This is a genomic window from Haloferax prahovense, assembly GCF_000723845.1.
Lineage (GTDB): Archaea > Halobacteriota > Halobacteria > Halobacteriales > Haloferacaceae > Haloferax > Haloferax prahovense.
Genome location: NZ_LK053002.1, coordinates 1 through 20225 on the forward strand (window position 1 = coordinate 1; position 20225 = coordinate 20225).

Below are 20225 nucleotides of genomic sequence, written 5' to 3' on the forward strand. Positions count from 1 at the left end.
CCGACGATGGCGAACATCATCAGCCCGAACAGGTCACCGTTGACCACGCCGTGGGCCCAGTCGGCGTTCCCGAGGTAGAAGAACACCATCAGGACGCCGCCGAAGAAGGCGGCGAGCCGGACGAGTGCACCCACGATGAGCCCGAGACCGATGAGCGTCTCACCGACGGGAATCATGAAGTTCGTGAACTCGAGGAGCCACGGGGTCGCGGCGGCCCACGCGAAGAAGCCCTGCAGCGGCGAGGCGGCGGGGGCGTTCGCGAGGTAGCCCGCGGCGCTGAAGCCGCCGAGCTTCGTCACACCGGCGTGGAAGAACCAGTAACCGGTGATGAGGCGGGTCAGCACGAGCACGTAGCCCGTGACGCCCTGCGAGTAGTCGAAGTCCATCCTGTTCCCCAGCATCTCGATTTGTGAGTTAGCGGCCATTGTCTTTCACCTAACAAGTGGACGGACGACCCCCCATAGCATATAAAGAGAGCGTGATTTCCGAATCTAAGGAATCGAGAACGACCGAAATCGAAAGTGTGAGCCACGATACCGTCCGGTTCGGTCGTCGTTCGAACTCTAAACTCAGCTGTCGGTCGAGTCGAGCACGGTGTGGCTCGGGACCGCCGCCACGGAGTCCGCGCCCTCGGCGACCGTCGTATCTCTGTACGCCACGATTCGCTCGGCGATGGCGCCCTCCATGTCGCGCATGAAGTCGTCGACGGTGTTGCCCATCAGGACGACCGGGTCGCCCTCGGCGAGCATCTCGTCGAGGACCACGCCGGCGTCGTCGTCGGGGGTGTGTTGCGTTGTGGGCACGTCAACGGCGCGGGCGAACGCGCCGGTCTCTGCGCCGCCGACCCTGACGCGGTCGATGCAGTCGCGCTCGGCGAGGAGGTTCACGTACTCGGCGAACGAAGCCGTCCGCCCCCGGCGGTCGATACGAAGGTAGACGAACGGGAGGATTTGCTCGTCGTCCTCAGTGAGCGCGCGGCGGACGAGTTCGGTGCTCTCGACGTCGTTGACCTCGGCGGCGTTGTAGACGCGGCCGCCGGGGACGCGCGACCATTCGGGTTGCATCGCGTCGAGGTAGGCGTCGAGTTCGCCCGCCGGGAGCGGGTCTTCGCCGAGCCACTCCAACACGGCGTCGATGGCGTGGACGGTCTCCGCGCCGATGAGGTCCGCGTGGCGCGGCGGGACCTCGACCTGCTCGATGGTCGCGCCGCGATGTTCCAGTTCCTCGCGCATGTAGTCGTGAATGGCCGGGTGTTGCTCGCCGCTGATGACGTGGGTGTCCGCCGGGACCGCCCGGGCGAGCGACCGAGCGATGTCCTGTCGTCGCCGACCGAGCGTGTCGTTGTGGTCGTTTCGGACGTTGGTCAACACGAGCACGTCGGGGTCGACGAACGTCCGGTTGACGAGCCCCGTCGTGTACTCGGTAATCGCCTGATTCTCAAAGATGCCGATGTCGTCTGGGGCGTAAGCGTCGAGTTCGGGGGCGAACTCGCCGATGACGTTGATGTTCTCGTAGAGCGTCGTCCGCGGACCGAGCCGCGAAATGGGGTAGACTTCGCCGTTGTGGATGATGACGGGGTAGTTGCCCGTTATCTTGGTGAACGTGTCGTAGCCCCGGCGGTTGAACACGTCGTCGAGACGGCGGGTCGTCGAGGACTTCCCGCGCGACCCGGAGACGACGATTCGGGTGTCGAAGCGGTCGAGTGCTTCGCGGTGGCGGCGGCCGCGGGAGAGTTCCGAGAGCAGTTCGCGTATCGACGGCAGGCCGACCCGAACCGGGTCGGGGTCGGCCTGCCAGTCGTGCTCCGCGCCGACCATGAACACCGGGAGTGCGCCCTTCGCGACCGCGACGAACCGCGTAATCGACTCGCGGGCGGCGTCCTCGGAGGGATACTGCTGGGCGCTGTGTGCGAGCGTCTCGTCGTCAGTCTCCAGTCGCCAAACCCAGTCGTGTCCGTCGGCGGCGTACTCGCCGGCGGCGTCGGGGTAGCGCTCGGTCACAAACGCGGCCGATCGAACTGCCGGTCCCGCGAAAGTCGCCGCAGTGTCACTCTCACCGACGGCGCTTCTGACGCGGTCGACGGCCATCCGGGCGTCTTTCGAGCGGTCGTAGTGGCTCCCGCAGTGGGCGACCGGTTCGCTCCCGTCACGGAGCCGCCAACACCAACCGAAGCCGCGGCCGTAGACCTCGAAGGCGGTGTCGCTCACGAGCCGTCACCTCCCGAGAGCACCGACGCCGAGAGCACGGCGTCGTCGTCCGGTTGCCGCACGGTCTGGACATACGCGGAGGCGAACGCGCCGAGCGTGACGACGACCCCGGCGGTGACCACCGGCACCGACAGCGTCTGCGGGAAGCCGTTGGGTCCGGGGGCTGCGAGCGCACGGACGAGAAGCAGCATCGGGACGAACACGGCGAGTTGGAGCGGGGCGACGAGTCGCCGCTCTTTCGGCGCGGTCGCGTGAGCGTTGTACGCCATGACGCCCGCGACGACGCCGACGAAGAACGCCGCGAGCCCGCGCGAGATGGGGAGCAAGACGGTGAACCCGAGAGTAACGACGACGGCGAACGCCGACCCCGTACCGAGGAGCACCCGTCCGTACCGGAGCGTCCGGCGGTGGACGGTCGTAATGCAGAGATACGACAGCGCGACGACGACGACGTAGAGAACGAACAACCAGCGGCTCTCGACCGTGAACACGGCCACGAGTGCGGCGGCGATGACGCCGGTCCGCACGTCGAACTGTGAGCGAAGCCACTCGGCGGCGAGCATCCCGACGACGAGCACGAACACGAGACTCTGGCGAGGCATGAGCGACGACTCGGGCGAGCCGGGCACGACCGCACCGCGGAGGACCGCGATTTCGGAAGTCTCGCTGAACAGCACCGCGGGCGTGAGCCCACCGACGGCCCGCGCGATTCCCGGCGAAACGAGCGCCGCGCCGACGGCCACGAGGCCGGCGAAGACGACGAGCGTCGCGAGCGCGTCGTTCCGGCGGTGGCCCGGTTTCATCTGGTGGTAGTTGTACGCAGCCAGCCCCGGAAGGATGCTGCCGACGAAGGCAATGTTTCGAACGTCCCCCGAGAACTGAGAGAGCGTCGCCAACAGCGTCACCGGAATGAGCGTCCCGACGAGAATCGCCGCGAGGAGTTCGCTGCGGCCGTAAATGAGTGTCCGGCGCTTCAAGAAGTCGAGCCCGACGTACGCGAGCAGGGTGCTCAGGAGGAACACCGGGAACATCGCGAAGTTCTTGAGTGTGTAGACGGCGAGCACGCCAAGCGTAATCGTGCCGCCGAGTCGGTAGCCGCGCAGTTGGGTTACGCCGGCGACGACGAGGAAGCCGAACGCAGCGACGAGAGTGGCGATTAGCATGACGAGACACCGTGGTTACGAGCGTGTAGTCGGCTCATGAGAGGATTCGTTCGACGCGGGCGCGCAGTTCGAACGGTCTGAAGGGCTTGGTCACGAAGTCGGTAGCATCGAGGTCGAGCGCCCGGAGCACGTCGGCCTCGCGCCCGCGGGAGGTGAGAACGACGACAGGGAGCGACGCGAGGTCGTCGTCGTCCGCCCCGCGAAGTCGTTCGAGCGTCCCGAACCCGTCGAGTTCGGGCATCATCACGTCGAAGATGGCGAGGGCGGGGTCCGGCGCGTCGTCGTCGGTCAGATACGCCCACGCGGCCTCGCCGTCCTCGACGGGCACCACGTCGTACGCCGAGAGCGTCTCGACTATCATCTGTCGCATCGGTTCGTCGTCTTCGGCAATGAGTATCGTGTGTGTCATTCGTCTGGTTCCTCGGAATCAGTCGCCGTCGACCGCCCCGACGGCGTCACGAACTCGAACCGCGCACCACCCTCGACCGACTCGGCGAGCGAGACGGACCAGCCGTGTGCGTCGGCGATGTCGCGGACGATGGCGAGGCCGTAGCCGGTGCCCCGCGGCGTCGTGGTGTAGCCGTGGTCGAAAACGCGTTCGCGGATTTCTTCGGGGATTCCGCCGCCGTTGTCCTCGACGTAGAACCCGATTCGGTCGTCGAGCGCGCCGACGCGGACGGCAAGCGGGTCGTCCGGCGGTTCGGCGTGTTCGACGGCGTCGTCGGATGGAATCCGACTGCCTGTAGAACCATGTTCGACAGCGTCGCCGGGAGAATCCCGGCGGTCTGTCGAGCCGTGCTCGACAGCATTCCGAAAGAGGTTCTCGAAGAGCCTGAGCAGGCGGCCGTCGTCGCCCTCGACGACGAACAGTTCCCCGCGGACGAGCGTCGCGTCGCCGGTGTCGACGAAGCGCCACGCGTGGTCGACGACGCGGGCGAGGTCGACGGATTTGGCGTCGACCACGGGCGTCCGCTGGCGAGCGAGGTCGAGCACCTCCTCGACCAGTTCGGACATCCGCTCGACCGCGTTGGCGGCGCGTTCGAGGTGCGCCCGCTCGCCCGACTCAATCCCGAGGTCGAGGTAGCCGGTGGCGACCGCGAGCGGGTTTCGGAGGTCGTGGGCGACGATAGAGACGAAATCGTCGAGTCGCTCGTTGGCCGCGGCGAGGTCCGCCTCGCGGTTGCGGAGTTCCTGTTCGCGGACCGTTCCCGAGAGCGCGGTGGCGACCGTCGAGCCGAAGAGTTCGAACAGGTCCACGTCCACGTCGAGGAACGCGTCGGCGTCGGTCGAGACGACGAGGAGACCGTGGCTCCCGAGCGGGACGCGGAGGGCAGACGCCGCGTCCGACTCGGGGGGAAGGAGTCGGTCATCGACGGCCGCGGAGTCGACTCGGGTGACCGCGTCCGACTCGGAGCCGCCCGGGACGGTCTCGGTTCGAACCGCCGACTCGAACCCGTCGCCTGTCGAAGCGGCCGGCGACAGTCCCTCGCCGTCGTCGGCGAGCCAGATGGCTGCCTCGGCGTCGGGGACGAGTTCGGGGACGGCCTCGACCGCCAGCGCCGCGACCTCCTCGACGCTCTCGGTGAGAATGAGGTCCCTCGTGACCGCCTGTAGCAACCGGAGACCGTCCTCCAACCGCGCGCGGTCGGTGACGTCGATGGCGACGCCGAGGAGCTTCGACACCTCGCCGTCGTCGTCGAAGACGGGGCGGTACCACACGTCGTAGACCGCGCCGTGGTACTCTATTCGCGTGTCGACCGCCTCGCCCGACAGCCCGCGGGCGATGGCGTCGGTGGCCGCGGGCGTGTCGTCGTACAGTTCGAAGGCGGACCGGCCGACCACCTCGCCGGGGTCGCGGCCGAGCGACTCCAGACCGGCCCCTTCGGACATGGTGAACACGCCCTCGGAGTCGAACGCCGAGAGGATGACCGGCAGGTTCTGCAACAGCGTCTCGAGGCGCTGGTTGGTCGATTCGAGGGCATGGAGGTAGCGCTTCCGCGTCGTCACGTCGCGGAAGTAGACCGACAGTCCCGACGGCGAGGGGTACGCCCGGACCTCGAACCAGCTGTCGTGCTGCTCGGCGTAGGTCTCGAACGTCACCGGCTCTTGGGTCCGCATCGCCTCGTGGTAGTTGTCGTACAGTTCGGTGTCGACGACCGACGGGTACATGTCCCAGATGCGCTCGCCGAGTTCGGGCTCGCGAATCTCGCTGAAGATGGTCTTCGCGCGGTCGTTGAAGTAGACGAAGCGCCAGTCGGTGTCGAGGGCGAAGAAGGCGTCCGTCATGCGTTCGAGCAGTTCGCCCCGCTGGGTGGTGGCGACCTCGCGGTCGGTCACGTCTCGCGGGATGCCGACGACGCCGGTCACCTTCTCGCCATCGGCGGCGGGGGAGAGCTGGAGTTCGAACAGCCGCGGGTCGCCCTCGGCGTCGACGAACCGAACGTCGAGGCGTTCGGTGGTGCCCTCCGAGAGAACCCGCGAGACGGCGTCGCGATACCGCTCGTACTCGCCCGCGGGGAACAGGCCGGCATCGACGAGCGATTCGAACTGCTCGCCGCGGAGCGTCTCGGAGGCTCGCCCCGTTATCTCCTCGATTATGGGGTTCACGTACTCGACGCGACTTCGGTCGTCGAGGACGAACGCGCCGTCTTCCATCGCCTCGACGATGACGCGGTGGCTCCGAGTGCCGGGGCGGGAGTCGCCGGTGTCCGGATCCACGAGCGACCGAACCGACGCGACGAGTTCCGCGTGGGAGTCGTCGACGTCGTCGCGGATCAGGTAGTCGTCGACGCCGAGCGAGACGGCGCGAGCGGCGAACGCTTCGTCGCCCGCGGCGGCGTAGACGACGACCGGAAACTCGGCGTGAGAGCCGTCGCGGGAGACGAGCGCATCCAGTTCGAGTCCGTCGGGGAGGTCGGCGGCGGCGACGAGACAGGAGACGGGGCGGTCGTCGAGCGCCGACCGCACGGCGTCGACGCTCTCGGCGCGCGTGACCGGGCGCTCGAAGGCGTCCCGGAGCGCCGAGACGACCGCACCGGAGGCAGCGCCGTCAGCCGTGACGTAGAGAATCGCGCCGGCGGAGGTGCCTCCCGAACTCGGAGAAGACATGTTAGATACGAGATACTCGGTGAGCCAATAATATCTTGCGGGCGAAGCGGCCGACTCACCGGGAGACGAGAGTCGAAGCGGGTCGCGCGGGCCGCCGAGTCAGGGGTCGCCGGGGCGTCGGGTCGCCGCCTACCCCTGTCCGACCATCCGCTCTTCGTCGTCCCACTCGCGCTTGCGGAGTTCGTACTTCTGAATCTTGCCGGTCGCCGTCTTGGGAATCTCCTCGACGAACTCGAACTCGCGGATGGCTTTGTAGCCGGCGAGGCGGTCGCGGGTGTACTCGGCCAACTCCTCGGCGGTGATGCCGGGGTTCTCCACGTCGCCGTTCGCGGGGACGACGAACGCCTTCGGCGTCTCGCCCCACTTCTCGGACGGCGCGGGGATGACCGCCACGTCGCCGACGGCGTCGTGGTCGAACAGCGTGTCCTCCAGTTCGACCGAGGAGATGTTCTCGCCGCCGGAGATGATGATGTCCTTCTTACGGTCCTGAATCGCTATCATGCCGTCTTCGTTGACGACCGCGAGGTCGCCGGTGTGATACCAGCCTTCGAGGCGGTCGTTGAAGGCGTCGTGGGTCTCGTCGGGCTTGTTCCAGTACTTCTCCATCACCTGATTGCCGCGGACGACCACCTCGCCGATGGTAGCGTCGTCGCGCGGGACCTGTTCGCCGTCCTCGTCGACGACGCGCAGGTCGGTCCCGAGCGGGGCGACGCCCTGCCGCTGTTTGAGCGAGAAGCGCAGGCCGCCCTCGTCGGGGATGAGGCGGTTCGCGTCCGAGGTGGCGATGAGCGGGCCGGTCTCGGTCGCGCCGTAGAGTTGGGTGAACTCCCAGTCGAACTCGGATTCGGTGTGGCGAATCGTCGCGCTCGGCGCGGCGCTGCCGGCGGCGGTCACGCGGACCGGGTTGTCGCCGGCGTACGCGGGGTCGTGTTCCTCGGCGTACTCCCGCAGAATCGACAGCACCGTCGGCGCGCAGCAGAAAAAGGACACGTCCTCGTCGCGGATGGCGTCGAACACCTGCTCGGCGTCGACCCCGCGGGTGCAGACGTGTTTCGCGCCGCGGCCGGTGACGGCGTAGATGTGGCCCCAGCCGTTGACGTGGAACATCGGGAGCGTCCAGAGGTAGACGTCGTCGTCCGAGATGTGGTGGTGAATCGTCACCAGTTGGGCGTGGAGCGACTCGGTGCGGTGGGTGCGGCAGACGCCCTTCGGGTCGCCGGTCGTGCCCGAGGTGTAGTTGATGGTGATGAGTTCGTCCTCGGACATCTCGGGGCGCTCGTAGTCGTCGGCGTCGGCCTCGTCGAGGAACGCCTCGAAGTCGAGCCAGTCGCCGTCGACGGCGGCGGGGTCGTTCGTCACGAACACCTCGGCGGGCACGTCGTCGCGGACGGCCTCTATTTTCCCCGCGTACTGGTAGTCGGCGTAGACCACGCTCGCGCCGGAGTCCGAAAGCAGGTACTCGTAGTCCTCGGTCGTGAGCCGGTAGTTCAACGGGACGTGGAGCGCGCCGCACTGCATCGCGCCGAAGGCCGCCTCGAGGTGGCAGTGCGTGTTGGGGTCGAGCACCGCGATTCGGTCGCCCTTCTCGACGCCGCGGGATTGGAGCGCCGCCGAAAACCTGTCCACCCGCTCGCCGAACTCCGCGTAGGTGAAGCGCTCCCCGTCGACGCCGACGACAGCCTCGTAATCGCCGTAGTACGTCCGGGCCCGGTCGAGAAAGTCCGTCACGAGTAACTGTTTCTTCATTCATGATAGACCGAGCGGGCGAGCGAACTAAACGCACCACTTCCGGCAACATTTCACAGAATCGACGTGACCACCACAGTATGGCGGGGGACGTCGTCGGCGAGCGGTTTTGACCCTTCACTGGAGGAGGTTCGAACTTCCCTTCGCGCCGCCGAAACGAACACCTTTGAACCGCGCGGCCCTGACTCCCGGCAGATGACGACGCCGACCCTCCTCGTCGCGGGGACCGCGAGCCACGTGGGCAAGAGCACCGTCGCGGCCGGGCTCTGTCGCCTGTTCGCCGACCGCGGCCTCTCGGTCGCGCCGTTCAAGGCGCAGAACATGAGCAACAACGCCCGCGCGGTCGCGACCGCCGACGGCGACGACTTCGGCGAAATCGGCGTCTCGCAGTACGTGCAGGCCCGCGCCGCGCGGGTCGCGCCGACGACCGACCACAACCCGGTCCTGCTCAAGCCCCACGGTGACGGCACGTCGCAACTGGTGGTCCACGGCCGGGCAGTCGGCCTCAACGCCGCGGGCGACTACTACGCGACCCACTGGGAGGACGCCCGCAAGGCGGCGGTCGAATCGCATCGTCGGCTGGCGACCGAGGCGGACGTGGTCGTCGCCGAGGGGGCCGGCTCCATCGCCGAGATAAACCTCCACGACCGCGACTTGGCGAACATCGAGACCGCCCGCTTCGCCGACGCCGACATCCTCATCGCGGCCGACATCGAGCGCGGTGGGGTCTTCGCCAGCCTGCTGGGAACGCTCGAACTGCTCCCCGAGGACGTGCGCGAGCGGGTCGTCGGCGCGGTCATCACGAAGTTCCGCGGCGACCCGAGCCTCCTCGAACCGGGGCTCGACGAAATCGAGGAGCGGACCGGCGTGCCCGTCCTCGGTGTGCTTCCCTACGACGACCCCGGTCTCCCGGAGGAAGACAGCCTCGCGCTCCCCGCGGAAGGCGAGCGCGCCACCGTCGGCGACGACGACGGCGTCGCGGCCGAGCGCGCCGTCACAATCGGCGTGCCGCGACTCCCGCGCATCTCGAACGCCACGGACTTCGGCCCGCTGGCCGAGACGCCCGGCGTCCGGGTCGCCTACCTCCCGCTCGACGCGACGCTCGACGGCATCGACGGGGTGGTCCTCCCCGGCAGCAAGAACACGGTCGACGACCTGCTCGCGCTCCGCGACGCCGGCTTCGGCGACGAACTCGCCGCCTTCGACGGCCCGGTCGTCGGCATCTGCGGCGGCTACCAACTGCTCGGCGAGACCATCGAGAATGCCGACATCGAGGGCACGGGGGACGACGAGACGGTCGACGGGTTCGGCCTCCTGCCGATAGTCACACGCTTTTCCCGCGACAAGCGGGTCGAACCCGTCTCCGTCGAGTTCGACGGCGCGGGACCCTTGGCCGGCGCGGTGGGGACTATCGACGGCTACGAGATACACATGGGCGACAGCCGCATCGTCGGCGACGCGGCCCCGGTTTCGGGCGACGGCGCGGCGCTCGGACGGGTCGCGGGGACGTACATTCACGACCTATTCGCCAACGACTCGTCGCGAAACGCGTTCGTGGACGCCGTGTACGAGTCGGCCGGGCGCGACCGTCCGGCGACGAGCGCGGCGGGCGCGACAGGGGGAAAACGAGCGCGGACAGCGGGAACGCCCGAGGCCGACGCGGACGCCGGCGCGTCGGGCGACCCCTACGACCGCGCCGCCGCGCTCGTCGCCGACAACCTCGACGTGGCGGCGCTCTGCGACGCGCTCGGACTGGAGTAGCGGAGTGACCGAAACCACGACCCGTCACAGCAGGGGCGGTAACACGCCTGTAACCACCTTACACCGCCGTCAGCGAGCGTTTAACATCCGTTAGGCGCTACACTCGGGCGTCGGAGCATCCACCGACTCCACTACCACACTCACACATGTCTCAGCAGAAATCTGACTACGCAGACGACGCCGATATCGACGCCGAACTCGACCAACTCCCCGACGACGAGGTCGTCGAAGCGACCGTCGAGAACCTCGAAGCGAACGGGTTCGACGTCGTCGTCGTCGATACGGCCGACGAAGCGCTCGAAACCCTGCAGTCGCACATCCCCGCGGGCGTCTCCGTCATGAACGGCCACTCGACGACCCTCGAAGAAGTCGGGTTCGACGACTACCTGAGCGAGGGCGACCACGAGTGGGAGAGCCTGCCGGACCAGATATGGAGCATCGACGACGACGCGGAGCGACAGGCCGCCCGCCGCGAGTCCCAGACGGCCGACTACTTCCTCGGCGGCATCAACGCCATCGCGCAGACGGGCGAACTCGTCGCCGCGGACCTCTCGGGCAGTCGCATCGGCGCGTACCCCTTCGCCGCCAGCAACGTCGTCATCGTCAGCGGCGTCAACAAAATCGTGCCGACGCTCGACGACGCGCTCGACCGCCTCGAATCCGTCGCGTACCCCCTCGAGAACGAGCGCGCGAAGGAGGCCTACGGCGTCGAGTCGATGATTGCGAAGCAACTCATCTTCCGGCAGGAAGTCGAAGAGGGCCGCACCACCGTCGTCCTCATCCGCGAGCAACTGGGCTACTAAGTCCGACTCGCCTCCCCCTCGACACGTTCCCACGCTCCTCCGGGGAGCTTCCTGCGCCCGGACAATCCATCACCATCACCACCACCACCTCACCGGGCATCCCACCACCGTTCCTCCGGAACCCACGTTTTGCGGTCCCACGTCGTGAGCCGCGCCCCGTCGCCGACGAAACGACGGTTCGAACCGAACAGTTCTCGGGAGCGTCACGGACCGCGATATATCGAACCGGAGAAATGTTCTTACGACTGGAGCCGAATCGTCGGATATGCCCGAATCCGCGTACCTGCTCGATTCGTTCGACGAAGAGGACTGCACCTACTGCGACGGCGACCTCGTGACGGGGAGCTACAAAGACAACGACGCCATCGTCTGCGACGACTGCGGGACGCCGGCGGTCCAGCTCTGGTAAGCGCCTGAGCGGGCCGAGCGGGTCGGACAAACACCCGCCAGCGCCGGGTGGCGAGAGAAGCGGCCGGTGAAAGCCGGTCGGCTCAGTTCTCAGTTCCCGTTGATGATGTCGGCGACGCGCTCGCGGTCGAACAGTTGTTCGTCTTCGGGAATCTCGGGATACGCACCACCGGTGTACTCCGGCCACGCGCCGAAGCGGTCGGGGTAGAGCTGCTTGGCGGTCATCTCGGTCTGGAACAGGTTCATAATCGGCCCCTGTACCGGCGTGCCCGAGGGGAAGACGCGGTCGTTCTGGACCGCGCTGAGTTCGCTCCCGACGGGGTGGTCTTCGAGGGTCTCGCGAGTCGACGCCACGTCGTAGTACGAGTCGATACCGTAGCTGTGGAGCAACACGTCGGGGTCGATTTCCAGCATCGTCTCGAAGTCGTAGGAGGTCTCGAACGTCACGTCGCCGGCGGCGAAGGCGTCGGTGACGCCGAGCGGACGGACGTGCGAGGTCGCGAAGCCGGGAACGTTGATTTTCGAGGGGTAGAATGTCTCGTCCATGTAGATGACGACGCCGACGGACGGGCGCTCCGACTCGGGCGGGAGGTCCGATTGAATCGTGTCGAGGAGGTCGCTGTGGACCGACTCGAGCGCCGCGTAGCGGTCTTCCTCTTGGAACACCTGCCCGACGTTCTCCACGAGTTCCCAGAGCGTGTAGTACTGGTAGTCGGCGGCGTACGGCTCGGGCGGTTGGGCGTGCGTGCGGCTGTAGGCGTTGCCGAACCACGGGCCGACCTGCTCCCGAATCTCCTCGACGTCCGACTGGTCCCAGCCGTCGAAGCTGGTCACGAGCGCCGGGTCGACGAGGTGGAGGTCGGAGTCCAGTTCGTAGACGAGTTCCTTGTCGATGTTGACGCTCCCGGACCCGGAGTTGAGTTGCGCGAGCTCGCTCCGGTCGAACGAGACGCCGTCGAGGCGCTCGTAGTAGGCGTCGAGCGTCCGGCCGCCGGCGTCGCTGTCGAAGCCAAGAGAGTTCACCGCGTCGCCGTGGCCGAAGGCGACCGCCGCGTCGGCGTAAACGAGGTTGTACACCATCACGTCCGCCGGAACCGACTCGAACGTCACGTCGCCGGCGGGCGACATCGACACCGTGTACCCGGCCTGTTCGGCCTCGGTCTCTGCCTCGGTAGACGCTTCGGTCGTGGGTTCCGTCGCTGCGGCCGTCTCGGTCGCGTCCGTCGCTGATTCCGCGTCGTTCTGCCCGGCACAGCCGGCCAGCAAGCCGCCAGCGAGAAGCGCGCCGCCGCCCTTGAGGTACGCTCGGCGCGTGCGCGCCGCCCGGTCGACGAGGTCTTGGTCCATGGCTTTAGCCAATTCCAAACGGATAAATCCGTTTCGGAATTTCGGTCGGCCTAAATCGGTACGCCTATATGTATTAGGCGGGCCTAAAAATACGATGGCAGACAGCGACGGACCAACGCGCAGGAAGTTCTTGACCTACGGCGGTTCGGTCGCCGCCGGCGGACTGCTCGCCGGCTGTACCGGTTCGTCCGAGTCGGACGCGACCACGACCGGCGCGACCGCGACGGAGACCGCCGCGGCCGAATCGACGCCGACGGCCGAGTCGACCGCGGAATCGACGGACGAGGCCGACTCGTACACGGTGTCGATGGCCCCGATGGGCGAGGTGACGTTCGAGCGCGTTCCCGAGAGCATCTTCACGCGGCTGACCCACCACGCGGGGATGGCGTTCGCCCTCGGCCACGGCGACGCCGTCAACTCGATGCACGCTCCGGACTACTACGACGCGCTGTGGAACCAGTTCACGCCGCGGCTCCCCGGCGTCGAACTCGACTGGACCGGCCTGTACTCGTCGTGGGAGCCGTCGAAAGAGCGGCTCTACGAACTCGACAGCGACGTACACCTCGCAGACCCCGCCAGCGTCTCGGCGCTCGGCAGTTGGAGCCAGGACGACCTCGACGAAATCGAGGAGAACGTCAGTCCGTGGTTCGGCAACAGCTTCAGCGCGCGGCATCAAGCGCCGCCGACCGAGTGGACCGACGCCTACGAGTACTACGGCCTCTGGGAGATATTCGCCAAGGTCGCGCAGGTGCTACAGGAGGAAGCGAAGTACGAGGCGCTCACTACGGTCCGCGAGGAACTGCTCGCGGCGATTGCGGCGGACCTCCCGGCGGAAGAGGACCGCCCGACCGCCGTGCTCCTCGGCCCGAGCGACCTGGAGTCCATCTACGCCTACAACCTGAGCACGCCGGGCTTCCTGACCGCCCACACCCGCCCGCTGAAGCCGGTCAGCGCGTTCGGCGACGACGTCGATTCCGGCTCGACCGTCGACTTCGAGACGCTCCTCGAAGCCGACCCCGACGTGATTCTCACGCTCGGCGGGATGCACCCGAACACGAGCATGCCCGACATCCGGACGGGATTCCAGGACGACCCCGTCGGAGCCGAGATTTCGGCCGTGAAGAACGACCGCATCTACGCGCAGGGCGGCCGCTACCAGGGACCGATACTCAATCTGTTCCAGTTGGAGATGACCGCGAAACAGCTCTCCCCCGACCGCTTCGGCGCGTGGCCCCAGTACAGCGAGGGGCCGTACCCCGAGATTCCCGAGGAGGAACAGCTGTTCGACCGGCAGCGCGTCGCCGACATCATCAACGGGAACCTCTGAGCCGGCGACCGGCGGTACTGGCGCGCCCGCTCAGCCGGAGAGCCCGGCGTCCGCGATGGCCGCGCGAATCGCGCCGAACCGAACGAGGTCGGCCGCAGTCTCCAGTTCGCCGTCGAGCCGGCGGTCCTCGTCCAGCGGCGGAACCACGGACCGAATCGCGTCGCGGACGGCCCCAGTGCCGGTCCCGAGTTCGAGGCCCTCGTCGAGGAACTCGGCGGCTTGCGACCCACAGAGGAGTTCGACGCCGACGATGGTCGCGACGTTCTCGGCGACCGTGCGGGCGTTGAGGGCGCTCTGGCCGCTCATGCTCACGTGGTCTTCCTGCCCGCCGCTGACGGGCGTCGAGTCGATAGAGGGGCGACCGAGCGACCGACACTCGTTGAGGAGCGCCGCGGCGGTGTACTGCGCAATCATGTAGCCGGAGCGGAGCCCGCTGCGTTCGGTCAGGAACGGCGGGAGATACGACTCCTGTACGTCGGGGTTGAGCATCCGGTCGGTCCGGCGCTCGGAGATGGCCGCGAGTTCGGTCAGCGCGCCAGCGGCGTAGTCGAGGCGGAGCGCCAGCGGTTCGCCGTGGAAGTTGCCGGCGGAGACGACGGCGGCCACGTCGGTACCGGGCGCGCGCTCGTCCACCGCGCCCGCCGGGAAGACGAGCGGGTTGTCGGTGACGCTGTTGAGTTCGACTTCGACGGCCTCGCGGAGGTGTGAGACGGCGTCTCTGACCGCGCCGTGGACCTGCGGGAGACAGCGAATCGAGTAGGCGTCCTGCACGCGCTCGCAGTCCTTGTGCGATTCGAGGACGGTCGAGTCGGCGGTGAGGCGGCGAATCGCCGCCGCGCTCTCTTTCTGGCCGGGGTGGGGGCGAACCTCGTGGATGGCGGGGTCGCAGTTCGCCGTCGTCCCCATCGTCACCTCGGTCGCGAGCGCGCCCGCGGCGTCGGCGGCCTCGACGGTCCGCTCGGCGTCGACCACGAACAGCGCGGCGAGGCCGACCGTCAGTTGCGTCCCGTTGATGAGCGCGAGGCCCTCCTTGGAGGCGAGCGTCGCCGGCTCCAAGCCGACTGCTTGGAGGGCTTCGTCGCCCGGGCGTCGCTCGCCGTCGACGCGGGCTTCGCCCTCCCCGATGAGGACGAGCGCCATGTGCGCGAGGGGTGCGAGGTCGCCGCTCGCGCCGAGGCTCCCGCGGGAGCGGACGACCGGCTGGACGCCCTCGTTGAGCATCGAGACGAGCAGGTCGACCACCGAGGGTCGGATGCCCGAAAAGCCCTTGGCGAGCGTGTTGGCCCGACTGACCATCATCGACCTGACCTCCTCGCGGGTGAGTTCGCGTCCCGCGCCGGCGGCGTGGCTGCGGACGAGGTTCGTCTGGAGGCGCTCGATGTCCTCGCGGTCGATGTGTGTCTCCACGAGGTGGCCGAAGCCGGTGTTGACGCCGTAGACCGGCTCGCCGGAGTCGAGGACGGACTCGACGCGCTCGCGCGACTCGCGCATCCGCTCTCGCGACTCGGCGGCGAGTTCGACGGGTGCGTCGTGGCGTGAAACGGCGGCCACGTCCTCCGGCGTCAGCGACTCGCCGTCGAGGACGACCGAGTCGGGGAGGCCTGCGCGGTCACTCATGGGCGACCACCCCCGATTTCAGCACGGTCGAAACGGGGTTCGTGTCGAACCGGTACGAGAGGTGTGACGCGGTCGGCACGTCGAGCACGACGGCGTCGGCGGGAGCCCCGGTGCGGAGCGTGCCCGTGCCGTCGTCGCGGTCGAGCGCACCCGCGGCGGCGCTCGTGACGCCGCGGATGGCCTCGTGTGGAGTCATTCGCATTCCGACGCTGGCGAGCGTGGCGACGAATCCCATGCTTCGGGAGAAGCAGTTCGGATTGAAATCGGTGGCGAGCGCGACCTCGTGGCCCGCGTCGAGGAAGGCGCGGGCGTCGGCGTAGTCGGCACCGAGGCCGAACGCCGTGCCCGGGAGCATCACGGGCGCGACGCCGGCGTCGACCAGGGTCTCGCGGCCCCCGTCGTCGGTGTGGAGCAGGTGGTCCGCACTGGCCGCGCCGACCGCGGCCGCCACGTCGGTGCCGCCGATGGCGGCGAACTCGTCGGCGTGAATCTTCGGCGCGAGGCCGTGGTCGCGGCCCGCCTCCAGAATCCGACGGGACTGCTCGGCGGTGAACACGCCGCGCTCGCAGAACACGTCGCAGAACTCGGCGATGCCCTGTTCGGCGACCGCGGGGAGTTGGTCGGCGACGACCGACTCGGTGTACCCCTCGGCGTCCACGCCGCGCGGGACGGCGTGCGCGCCCATGAACGTCGGAATCACGTCCACCGGGTGGTCTGAACCGGCCGCGTCGATGGCCGAAAGCATCCGCAGTTCGGTCTCGGTGTCGAGGCCGTAGCCGCTCTTCACCTCGACCGTGGTCGTCCCGTGGACGAGCATCGCGTCGAGGTGCTCCGTGAGGTTCGCCGCCAACTCCTCGTCGGAGGCTTCTCGGACCGCGTCGACGGTGCGGAGGATGCCGCCGCCGTCGGCGAGAATCTCCTCGTAGGTCGCGCCACGGAGCTTCGCCACGAACTCGTCGGAGCGGTCGCCGGCGAACAGCGCGTGGGTGTGGGGGTCGACGAAGCCCGGCAGGACCGTCTTGCCGGTCGCGTCGACGGCGGTGTCTGCGCCCGCGACGGGGTAGTCCGCGAGCACTTCGTCTGTCGGCCCGACGGCGACGACTTCGCCGTCGAGCGCGGCGAACGCGGCGTCTTCGAGAACGACGACGCCGGTTCCCTCGTCGGGGCCGACGACCAGTTCGGCCGCGTCGTGGACGACCGTGAGGCCGGCCGTGGAACCCGCGTCAGTCACGCGACATCACCCCCGCGAGGAAGTGGGCGACCGCACGGGCGGCCGCGCTGACGGTTCGGCCGTCCTCGTCGTCCAGCGGCGGCGCGCACTCCACGACCTCGAAGCCGACGACGCGGGGGTCGGCCGCGACGCGGCGGAGCATCGAGAACAGTTCGCGGGTGGTGACGCCGCCGGGGGTCGGCGCGCTCGCGCCCGGCGCGGCCGTCTGGTCCAGCACGTCCACGTCGAGGCTGACGAAGACGCGGTCGCAGGCGGCCAGCGCATCGAGGGCGAAGTCGGCCGTCTCGACGGGGCCGCGGCCGACCTCGTCGGCGGTGAGGATGGTGCCGCCGGACTCGCGCAGGAAGTCGGCGTAGGCGGTCGAGGTCTCGAAGTGCCGCGCGCCGACCACGGCGAGGCGGTCGAGTCCGGCGTCGAACAACTGCCGGTAGGGCGTCCCGCTCGTCGGGCCGTCGGCGGGCTCGCGGCAGTCGAGGTGGGCGTCGAAGCTCACGACCCCGACCGAGTCGTCACCGCCGAGAAGCGGCGTGACGTTCCCGACCGTCAGGGAGTTGTCGCCGCCGAGGAAGACCGGGAGCGCGCCGCGCTCGTAGACGGCCGCGGCCTCGTCGGCGACGATGGCCTGCACGTCCGCGACGTGGTTCTCGGGGTCGTCCGCGTCGTTGTACGCCTCGACCGGGAGGTCGCCGAGGTCGGCGACGCCGGCGACCGGCCCCTCGTCGAAGTGGTGGGTCTTGACGCCGGCGAGAGCGCGCCGAATCGCGGCGGGGCCCTCGCGGGCACCGCGCCGGCCGATGACGGCCCCGTCGTAGGGTTCGCCCACGAGGGCGGCGCGGAAGTCGCCCGCGTCCTCGATTTCGGTCGGACGAACGACGTGGCCGAACTGCTCGTCGTTCGGGTCCGACGACGTTCCCTCCCACGCGGGCGGGTCGGTGCGGCTCATTCGTCACCTCGGGCGGCGGATTCGCCGGTCTCGGTCGCGTGGCCGCCGTCTTCGGCCGCGCGGTCGGCGCGGTCGGCCGCGTCGTGGTCCCGCATCGGAATTCTGACGTTCGACCGAGTCGCCTCGTCCAGCGCGTCCTCGTAACCGGCGTCGGCGTGGCGGATGACGCCCATGCCGGGGTCGGTCGTGAAGACGGCGCGGGCCTTCTTCGCCGCGAGGTCCGAGCCGTCGAGAACGACGTGGTTGTTCGTGTGCAGCGAGTTGCCGATGCCGACGCCGCCGCCGTCGTGGACGCTCACGATGTCCGCGCCCGCAGCGGTGTTGAGAAGCGCGTTCAGGATGGGCCAGTCGGCGACCGCGTCGGTGCCGTCGCGCATCGCCTCGGTCTCGCGGTACGGGCTGGCGACCGACCCGGCGTCGAGGTGGTCGCGGGTGACGACGACCGGCGCGGAGACCTCGCCCGAGGCGACGAGATCGTTGATTTTCAGCGCGAAACGAGCGCGCTCGGTGAGCCCCTCGTCGTCGGTGGTGTAGCCGAGCCAGCACACCCGCGAGGGGAGCCCCTGAAACGACACCTGCTCCTGTGCGAGGTCTATCCAGCGCATGAGCGACTCGTGTTCGGGGAAGAGCTCTCGAATCGCCTCGTCGGTGCGGTGGATGTCGGCGGGGTCGCCGGAGAGCGCGGCCCATCGGAACGGCCCGCGCCCGCGGCAGAACATCGGGCGGATGTACGCCGGGACGAAGCCGGGGAAGTCGAACGCGTGTTCCATCCCGCGGTGGTCCTGGACCTGCCCGCGGATGTTGTTGCCGTACTCGAAGGCGATTGCGCCCGCGTCCTGTAAATCGAGGATTGCCTGCACGTGGCGCTCCATCGTGTCGAGGCTCTCTTCGACGTACTTCTCGGGGTCGTCCTCGCGGAGTCGGTCGGCCTCCGCCGCGGTGTAGCCGCTCGGGTAGTAGCCTTCGAGTTCGTCGTGGGCGCTCGTCTGGTCCGTGACCACGTCCGGAATCTCGTCGCGCGCGAGCAGCTCTTCGAGCATGTCGGCCGCGTTCATCTCGACGCCCACACTGTAGGGCTCGCCCGCCTCAATCGCGTCCTTGGCGTTTTCGAGCGCCTCGTCCAGCGAGTCGGCTGACTCCATCAGGTAGTCCGTCTCGACCCGGCGCTCGATGCGGTCGGCCTGCACCTCGGCGGCGATACAGACCCCGTGGTTCATCGTCACCGCGAGGGGCTGTGCGCCGCTCATGCCGCCGAGACCGCCGGTGACGACGAGTTTGCCCCGCAGGTCGTCGTCGTAGCGCTGTCGGGCGAGTTCGGCCAGCGTCTCGTAGGTGCCCTGAATGATGCCCTGCGTGCCGATGTACGCCCACGACCCGGCGGTCATCTGGCCGTACATGATTTTCCCCTCGGCCTCCAGTTCGTGGAAGTGCTCCCAGTCGTCCCAGCGGCCGACGAGGTTGGAGTTGGCGATGAGGACGCGCGGGGCGCGCTCGTGGGTCGGGAACTTCCCCACCGGCTTGCCCGACTGGACGAGGAGCGTCTCGTCGTCGTCGAGGTCGCGGAGTTCGGCGAGGATGGCGTCGTAGGCGTCCCACGAGCGGGCGGCGCGCCCGGTCCCGCCGTAGACGACGAGGTCCTCGGGGCGCTCCGCCACTTCGGGGTCGAGGTTGTTGTTGAGCATCCGGAGCGCCGCCTCCTGTCGCCACCCCTTGCACTCGATGTCCGTCCCGGTGGGCGCGCCCTGGTACGCGCGCCACTCGTCGCTCGGGTCGCCGAGTCGGTCCCGCCGTGCCGACGATTGCTGGTCGTGCATACACCGAACTTCGGGCGCGAGACGGGTAGCAATTCCCCCACCATGCGGTGCGTGATTTATATATTCGTGCCGAGCCTTGGTCCGCGCATGTACGAGGCGAACCTCCGAATCAGGGACGACAGCGCCTACGCGGCGGCGACGGCGGGCAACGCCGCGAGCGTCGAACTGTGGTGCAACGAACACTGCGACATGCTCCACGTGAGCGGCGGGGTCGGAAGCGACGTGCTCGACCGCGTCGACGACACCGTCGGCGTGGCGGCGTCGGTCGAGCGCGGCGACGAACTCGTCGTCGTCACCGCCGACTGCCTCCGGGACCACGAGATAGACCACATCGAGGGCTACGTGCGGAAACACGGGCTACTGCTCGTCCCGCCGCTTCGCTACCGCGGCGGCGCGAAGGTCTGTCGCCTGCTCGCCGTCTCGGCCGACGACCTGACGGCGTGCTTCCGCGACCTCGTGGACAGCAGCTTCGACGTGAGCGTCGAGTCCAAGCGCGCGGTGTCGTTCGCCAGCGGGAGCGGCCCGCTTTTGGCCCCCGCCGACGCGATGCCCGAGCTCACCGGCCGCCAGCGCGAGGCGCTGCGACTGGCCCACGCCGGCGGCTACTACGACCTGCCGCGCGGCATCGAGACCGCGACCATCGCCGACGAGATGGGCGTTTCGCGGCGGACCGCCGAGGAACACCTGCGCCGGGCGGAGCGAAAAGTGATGGACTCGGTCGCGCAGTACGTACTGTAGTGCGGGAGAGGA

The 20225-nt window shown here is 68.6% G+C and carries 16 protein-coding genes; 5 read left to right on the forward strand and 11 right to left on the reverse strand.

The features are described from left to right. The 6 genes from BN984_RS17030 to BN984_RS17055 all read right to left on the reverse strand — a co-directional run. A partial coding sequence (locus BN984_RS17030) for a DoxX family membrane protein (RefSeq protein ID WP_049968843.1) occupies positions 1 to 386 on the reverse strand: 386 nt, incomplete at its 3' end. Between the two features lie 183 nt (positions 387 to 569). Further along, a complete protein-coding gene (locus tag BN984_RS17035) occupies positions 570 to 2207 on the reverse strand; it encodes a folylpolyglutamate synthase/dihydrofolate synthase family protein (RefSeq protein ID WP_081909254.1) in 1638 nt (545 codons plus the stop codon). Next, positions 2204 to 3370, reverse strand: coding sequence for a poly-gamma-glutamate biosynthesis protein PgsC/CapC (locus BN984_RS17040; RefSeq protein WP_049968844.1), 1167 nt, complete (start codon positions 3368 to 3370; stop codon positions 2204 to 2206). Before BN984_RS17040 ends, BN984_RS17035 begins: the two co-directional genes overlap by 4 nt. A 34-nt stretch (positions 3371 to 3404) precedes the next feature. Continuing rightward, on the reverse strand, positions 3405 to 3779 hold the full coding sequence (locus BN984_RS17045) for a response regulator transcription factor (protein WP_008093966.1): 375 nt from the start codon (positions 3777 to 3779) through the stop codon (positions 3405 to 3407). Further along, positions 3776 to 6478 (reverse strand): PAS domain-containing protein, encoded by a 2703-nt coding sequence (locus BN984_RS17050; protein ID WP_008093967.1) that lies wholly within the window; start codon positions 6476 to 6478, stop codon positions 3776 to 3778. Before BN984_RS17050 ends, BN984_RS17045 begins: the two co-directional genes overlap by 4 nt. A 129-nt stretch (positions 6479 to 6607) precedes the next feature. Next, positions 6608 to 8224, reverse strand: coding sequence for a long-chain-fatty-acid--CoA ligase (locus tag BN984_RS17055; protein ID WP_049968845.1), 1617 nt, complete (start codon positions 8222 to 8224; stop codon positions 6608 to 6610). A 195-nt stretch (positions 8225 to 8419) separates the two neighbouring features. Between BN984_RS17055 and BN984_RS17060 the strand changes: the two genes are divergently transcribed. The 3 genes from BN984_RS17060 to BN984_RS19850 all read left to right on the forward strand — a co-directional run bounded on the left by BN984_RS17060 (position 8420) and on the right by BN984_RS19850 (position 11197). Then, complete coding sequence (locus BN984_RS17060; protein WP_049968846.1) at positions 8420 to 9985, forward strand: cobyric acid synthase; 1566 nt, start codon at positions 8420 to 8422, stop codon at positions 9983 to 9985. Between the two features lie 146 nt (positions 9986 to 10131). Continuing rightward, the gene (locus BN984_RS17065; RefSeq protein ID WP_008093971.1) at positions 10132 to 10788 is read left to right on the forward strand and encodes a lactate utilization protein; all 657 of its coding nucleotides are present in this window, start codon (positions 10132 to 10134) and stop codon (positions 10786 to 10788) included. Between the two features lie 265 nt (positions 10789 to 11053). Beyond that, entirely contained in the window at positions 11054 to 11197 is a 144-nt protein-coding gene (locus BN984_RS19850) for an HVO_A0556 family zinc finger protein (RefSeq protein WP_007276288.1), read from the forward strand. 89 nt (positions 11198 to 11286) lie between these two features. Here the strand turns inward: BN984_RS19850 and BN984_RS17070 are convergent, their stop codons facing one another. Next, positions 11287 to 12543 carry an ABC transporter substrate-binding protein gene (locus tag BN984_RS17070; RefSeq protein WP_049968847.1) on the reverse strand — a complete coding sequence of 419 codons (1257 nt, stop codon included), beginning with the start codon at positions 12541 to 12543 and terminating at the stop codon, positions 11287 to 11289. A gap of 94 nt (positions 12544 to 12637) precedes the next feature. Between BN984_RS17070 and BN984_RS17075 the strand changes: the two genes are divergently transcribed. Continuing rightward, a complete protein-coding gene (locus BN984_RS17075) occupies positions 12638 to 13870 on the forward strand; it encodes an ABC transporter substrate-binding protein (RefSeq protein WP_081909255.1) in 1233 nt (410 codons plus the stop codon). A 30-nt stretch (positions 13871 to 13900) separates the two neighbouring features. Here the strand turns inward: BN984_RS17075 and hutH are convergent, their stop codons facing one another. From hutH to hutU, 4 genes are read right to left on the reverse strand one after another with little or no spacing between them, the layout of a single operon-like run. Further along, positions 13901 to 15487 (reverse strand): histidine ammonia-lyase, encoded by a 1587-nt coding sequence (gene hutH / locus BN984_RS17080; protein WP_008093978.1) that lies wholly within the window; start codon positions 15485 to 15487, stop codon positions 13901 to 13903. Next, complete coding sequence (gene hutI / locus BN984_RS17085; protein WP_008093979.1) at positions 15480 to 16718, reverse strand: imidazolonepropionase; 1239 nt, start codon at positions 16716 to 16718, stop codon at positions 15480 to 15482. The genes hutH and hutI overlap by 8 nt, the downstream gene beginning before the upstream one ends. Then, positions 16711 to 17661 carry a formimidoylglutamase gene (gene hutG / locus BN984_RS17090; protein ID WP_049968848.1) on the reverse strand — a complete coding sequence of 317 codons (951 nt, stop codon included), beginning with the start codon at positions 17659 to 17661 and terminating at the stop codon, positions 16711 to 16713. The genes hutI and hutG overlap by 8 nt, the downstream gene beginning before the upstream one ends. Beyond that, positions 17658 to 19475, reverse strand: coding sequence for a urocanate hydratase (hutU, locus tag BN984_RS17095; protein WP_008093981.1), 1818 nt, complete (start codon positions 19473 to 19475; stop codon positions 17658 to 17660). The genes hutG and hutU overlap by 4 nt, the downstream gene beginning before the upstream one ends. Before the next feature lie 87 nt (positions 19476 to 19562). Between hutU and BN984_RS17100 the strand changes: the two genes are divergently transcribed. After that, positions 19563 to 20213, forward strand: a complete 651-nt coding sequence (locus BN984_RS17100) for a helix-turn-helix domain-containing protein (RefSeq protein WP_049968849.1) — start codon at positions 19563 to 19565, stop codon at positions 20211 to 20213. Positions 20214 to 20225: the final 12 nt, after the last annotated feature.

What these genes read in the sequence shown, in the direction of transcription:
- BN984_RS17040 (WP_049968844.1), bottom strand. Translation starts at nt 3,370, where the DNA reads ATGCTAATCGCCACTCTCGTCGCTGCGTTCGGCTTCCTCGTCGTCGCC.
- BN984_RS17045 (WP_008093966.1), bottom strand. Translation starts at nt 3,779, where the DNA reads ATGACACACACGATACTCATTGCCGAAGACGACGAACCGATGCGACAG.
- BN984_RS17050 (WP_008093967.1), bottom strand. Translation starts at nt 6,478, where the DNA reads ATGTCTTCTCCGAGTTCGGGAGGCACCTCCGCCGGCGCGATTCTCTAC.
- BN984_RS17055 (WP_049968845.1), bottom strand. Translation starts at nt 8,224, where the DNA reads ATGAAGAAACAGTTACTCGTGACGGACTTTCTCGACCGGGCCCGGACG.
- BN984_RS17060 (WP_049968846.1), top strand. Translation starts at nt 8,420, where the DNA reads ATGACGACGCCGACCCTCCTCGTCGCGGGGACCGCGAGCCACGTGGGC.
- BN984_RS17065 (WP_008093971.1), top strand. Translation starts at nt 10,132, where the DNA reads ATGTCTCAGCAGAAATCTGACTACGCAGACGACGCCGATATCGACGCC.
- BN984_RS19850 (WP_007276288.1), top strand. Translation starts at nt 11,054, where the DNA reads ATGCCCGAATCCGCGTACCTGCTCGATTCGTTCGACGAAGAGGACTGC.
- BN984_RS17070 (WP_049968847.1), bottom strand. Translation starts at nt 12,543, where the DNA reads ATGGACCAAGACCTCGTCGACCGGGCGGCGCGCACGCGCCGAGCGTAC.
- BN984_RS17075 (WP_081909255.1), top strand. Translation starts at nt 12,638, where the DNA reads ATGGCAGACAGCGACGGACCAACGCGCAGGAAGTTCTTGACCTACGGC.
- hutH (WP_008093978.1), bottom strand. Translation starts at nt 15,487, where the DNA reads ATGAGTGACCGCGCAGGCCTCCCCGACTCGGTCGTCCTCGACGGCGAG.
- hutG (WP_049968848.1), bottom strand. Translation starts at nt 17,661, where the DNA reads ATGAGCCGCACCGACCCGCCCGCGTGGGAGGGAACGTCGTCGGACCCG.
- hutU (WP_008093981.1), bottom strand. Translation starts at nt 19,475, where the DNA reads ATGCACGACCAGCAATCGTCGGCACGGCGGGACCGACTCGGCGACCCG.
- BN984_RS17100 (WP_049968849.1), top strand. Translation starts at nt 19,563, where the DNA reads ATGTACGAGGCGAACCTCCGAATCAGGGACGACAGCGCCTACGCGGCG.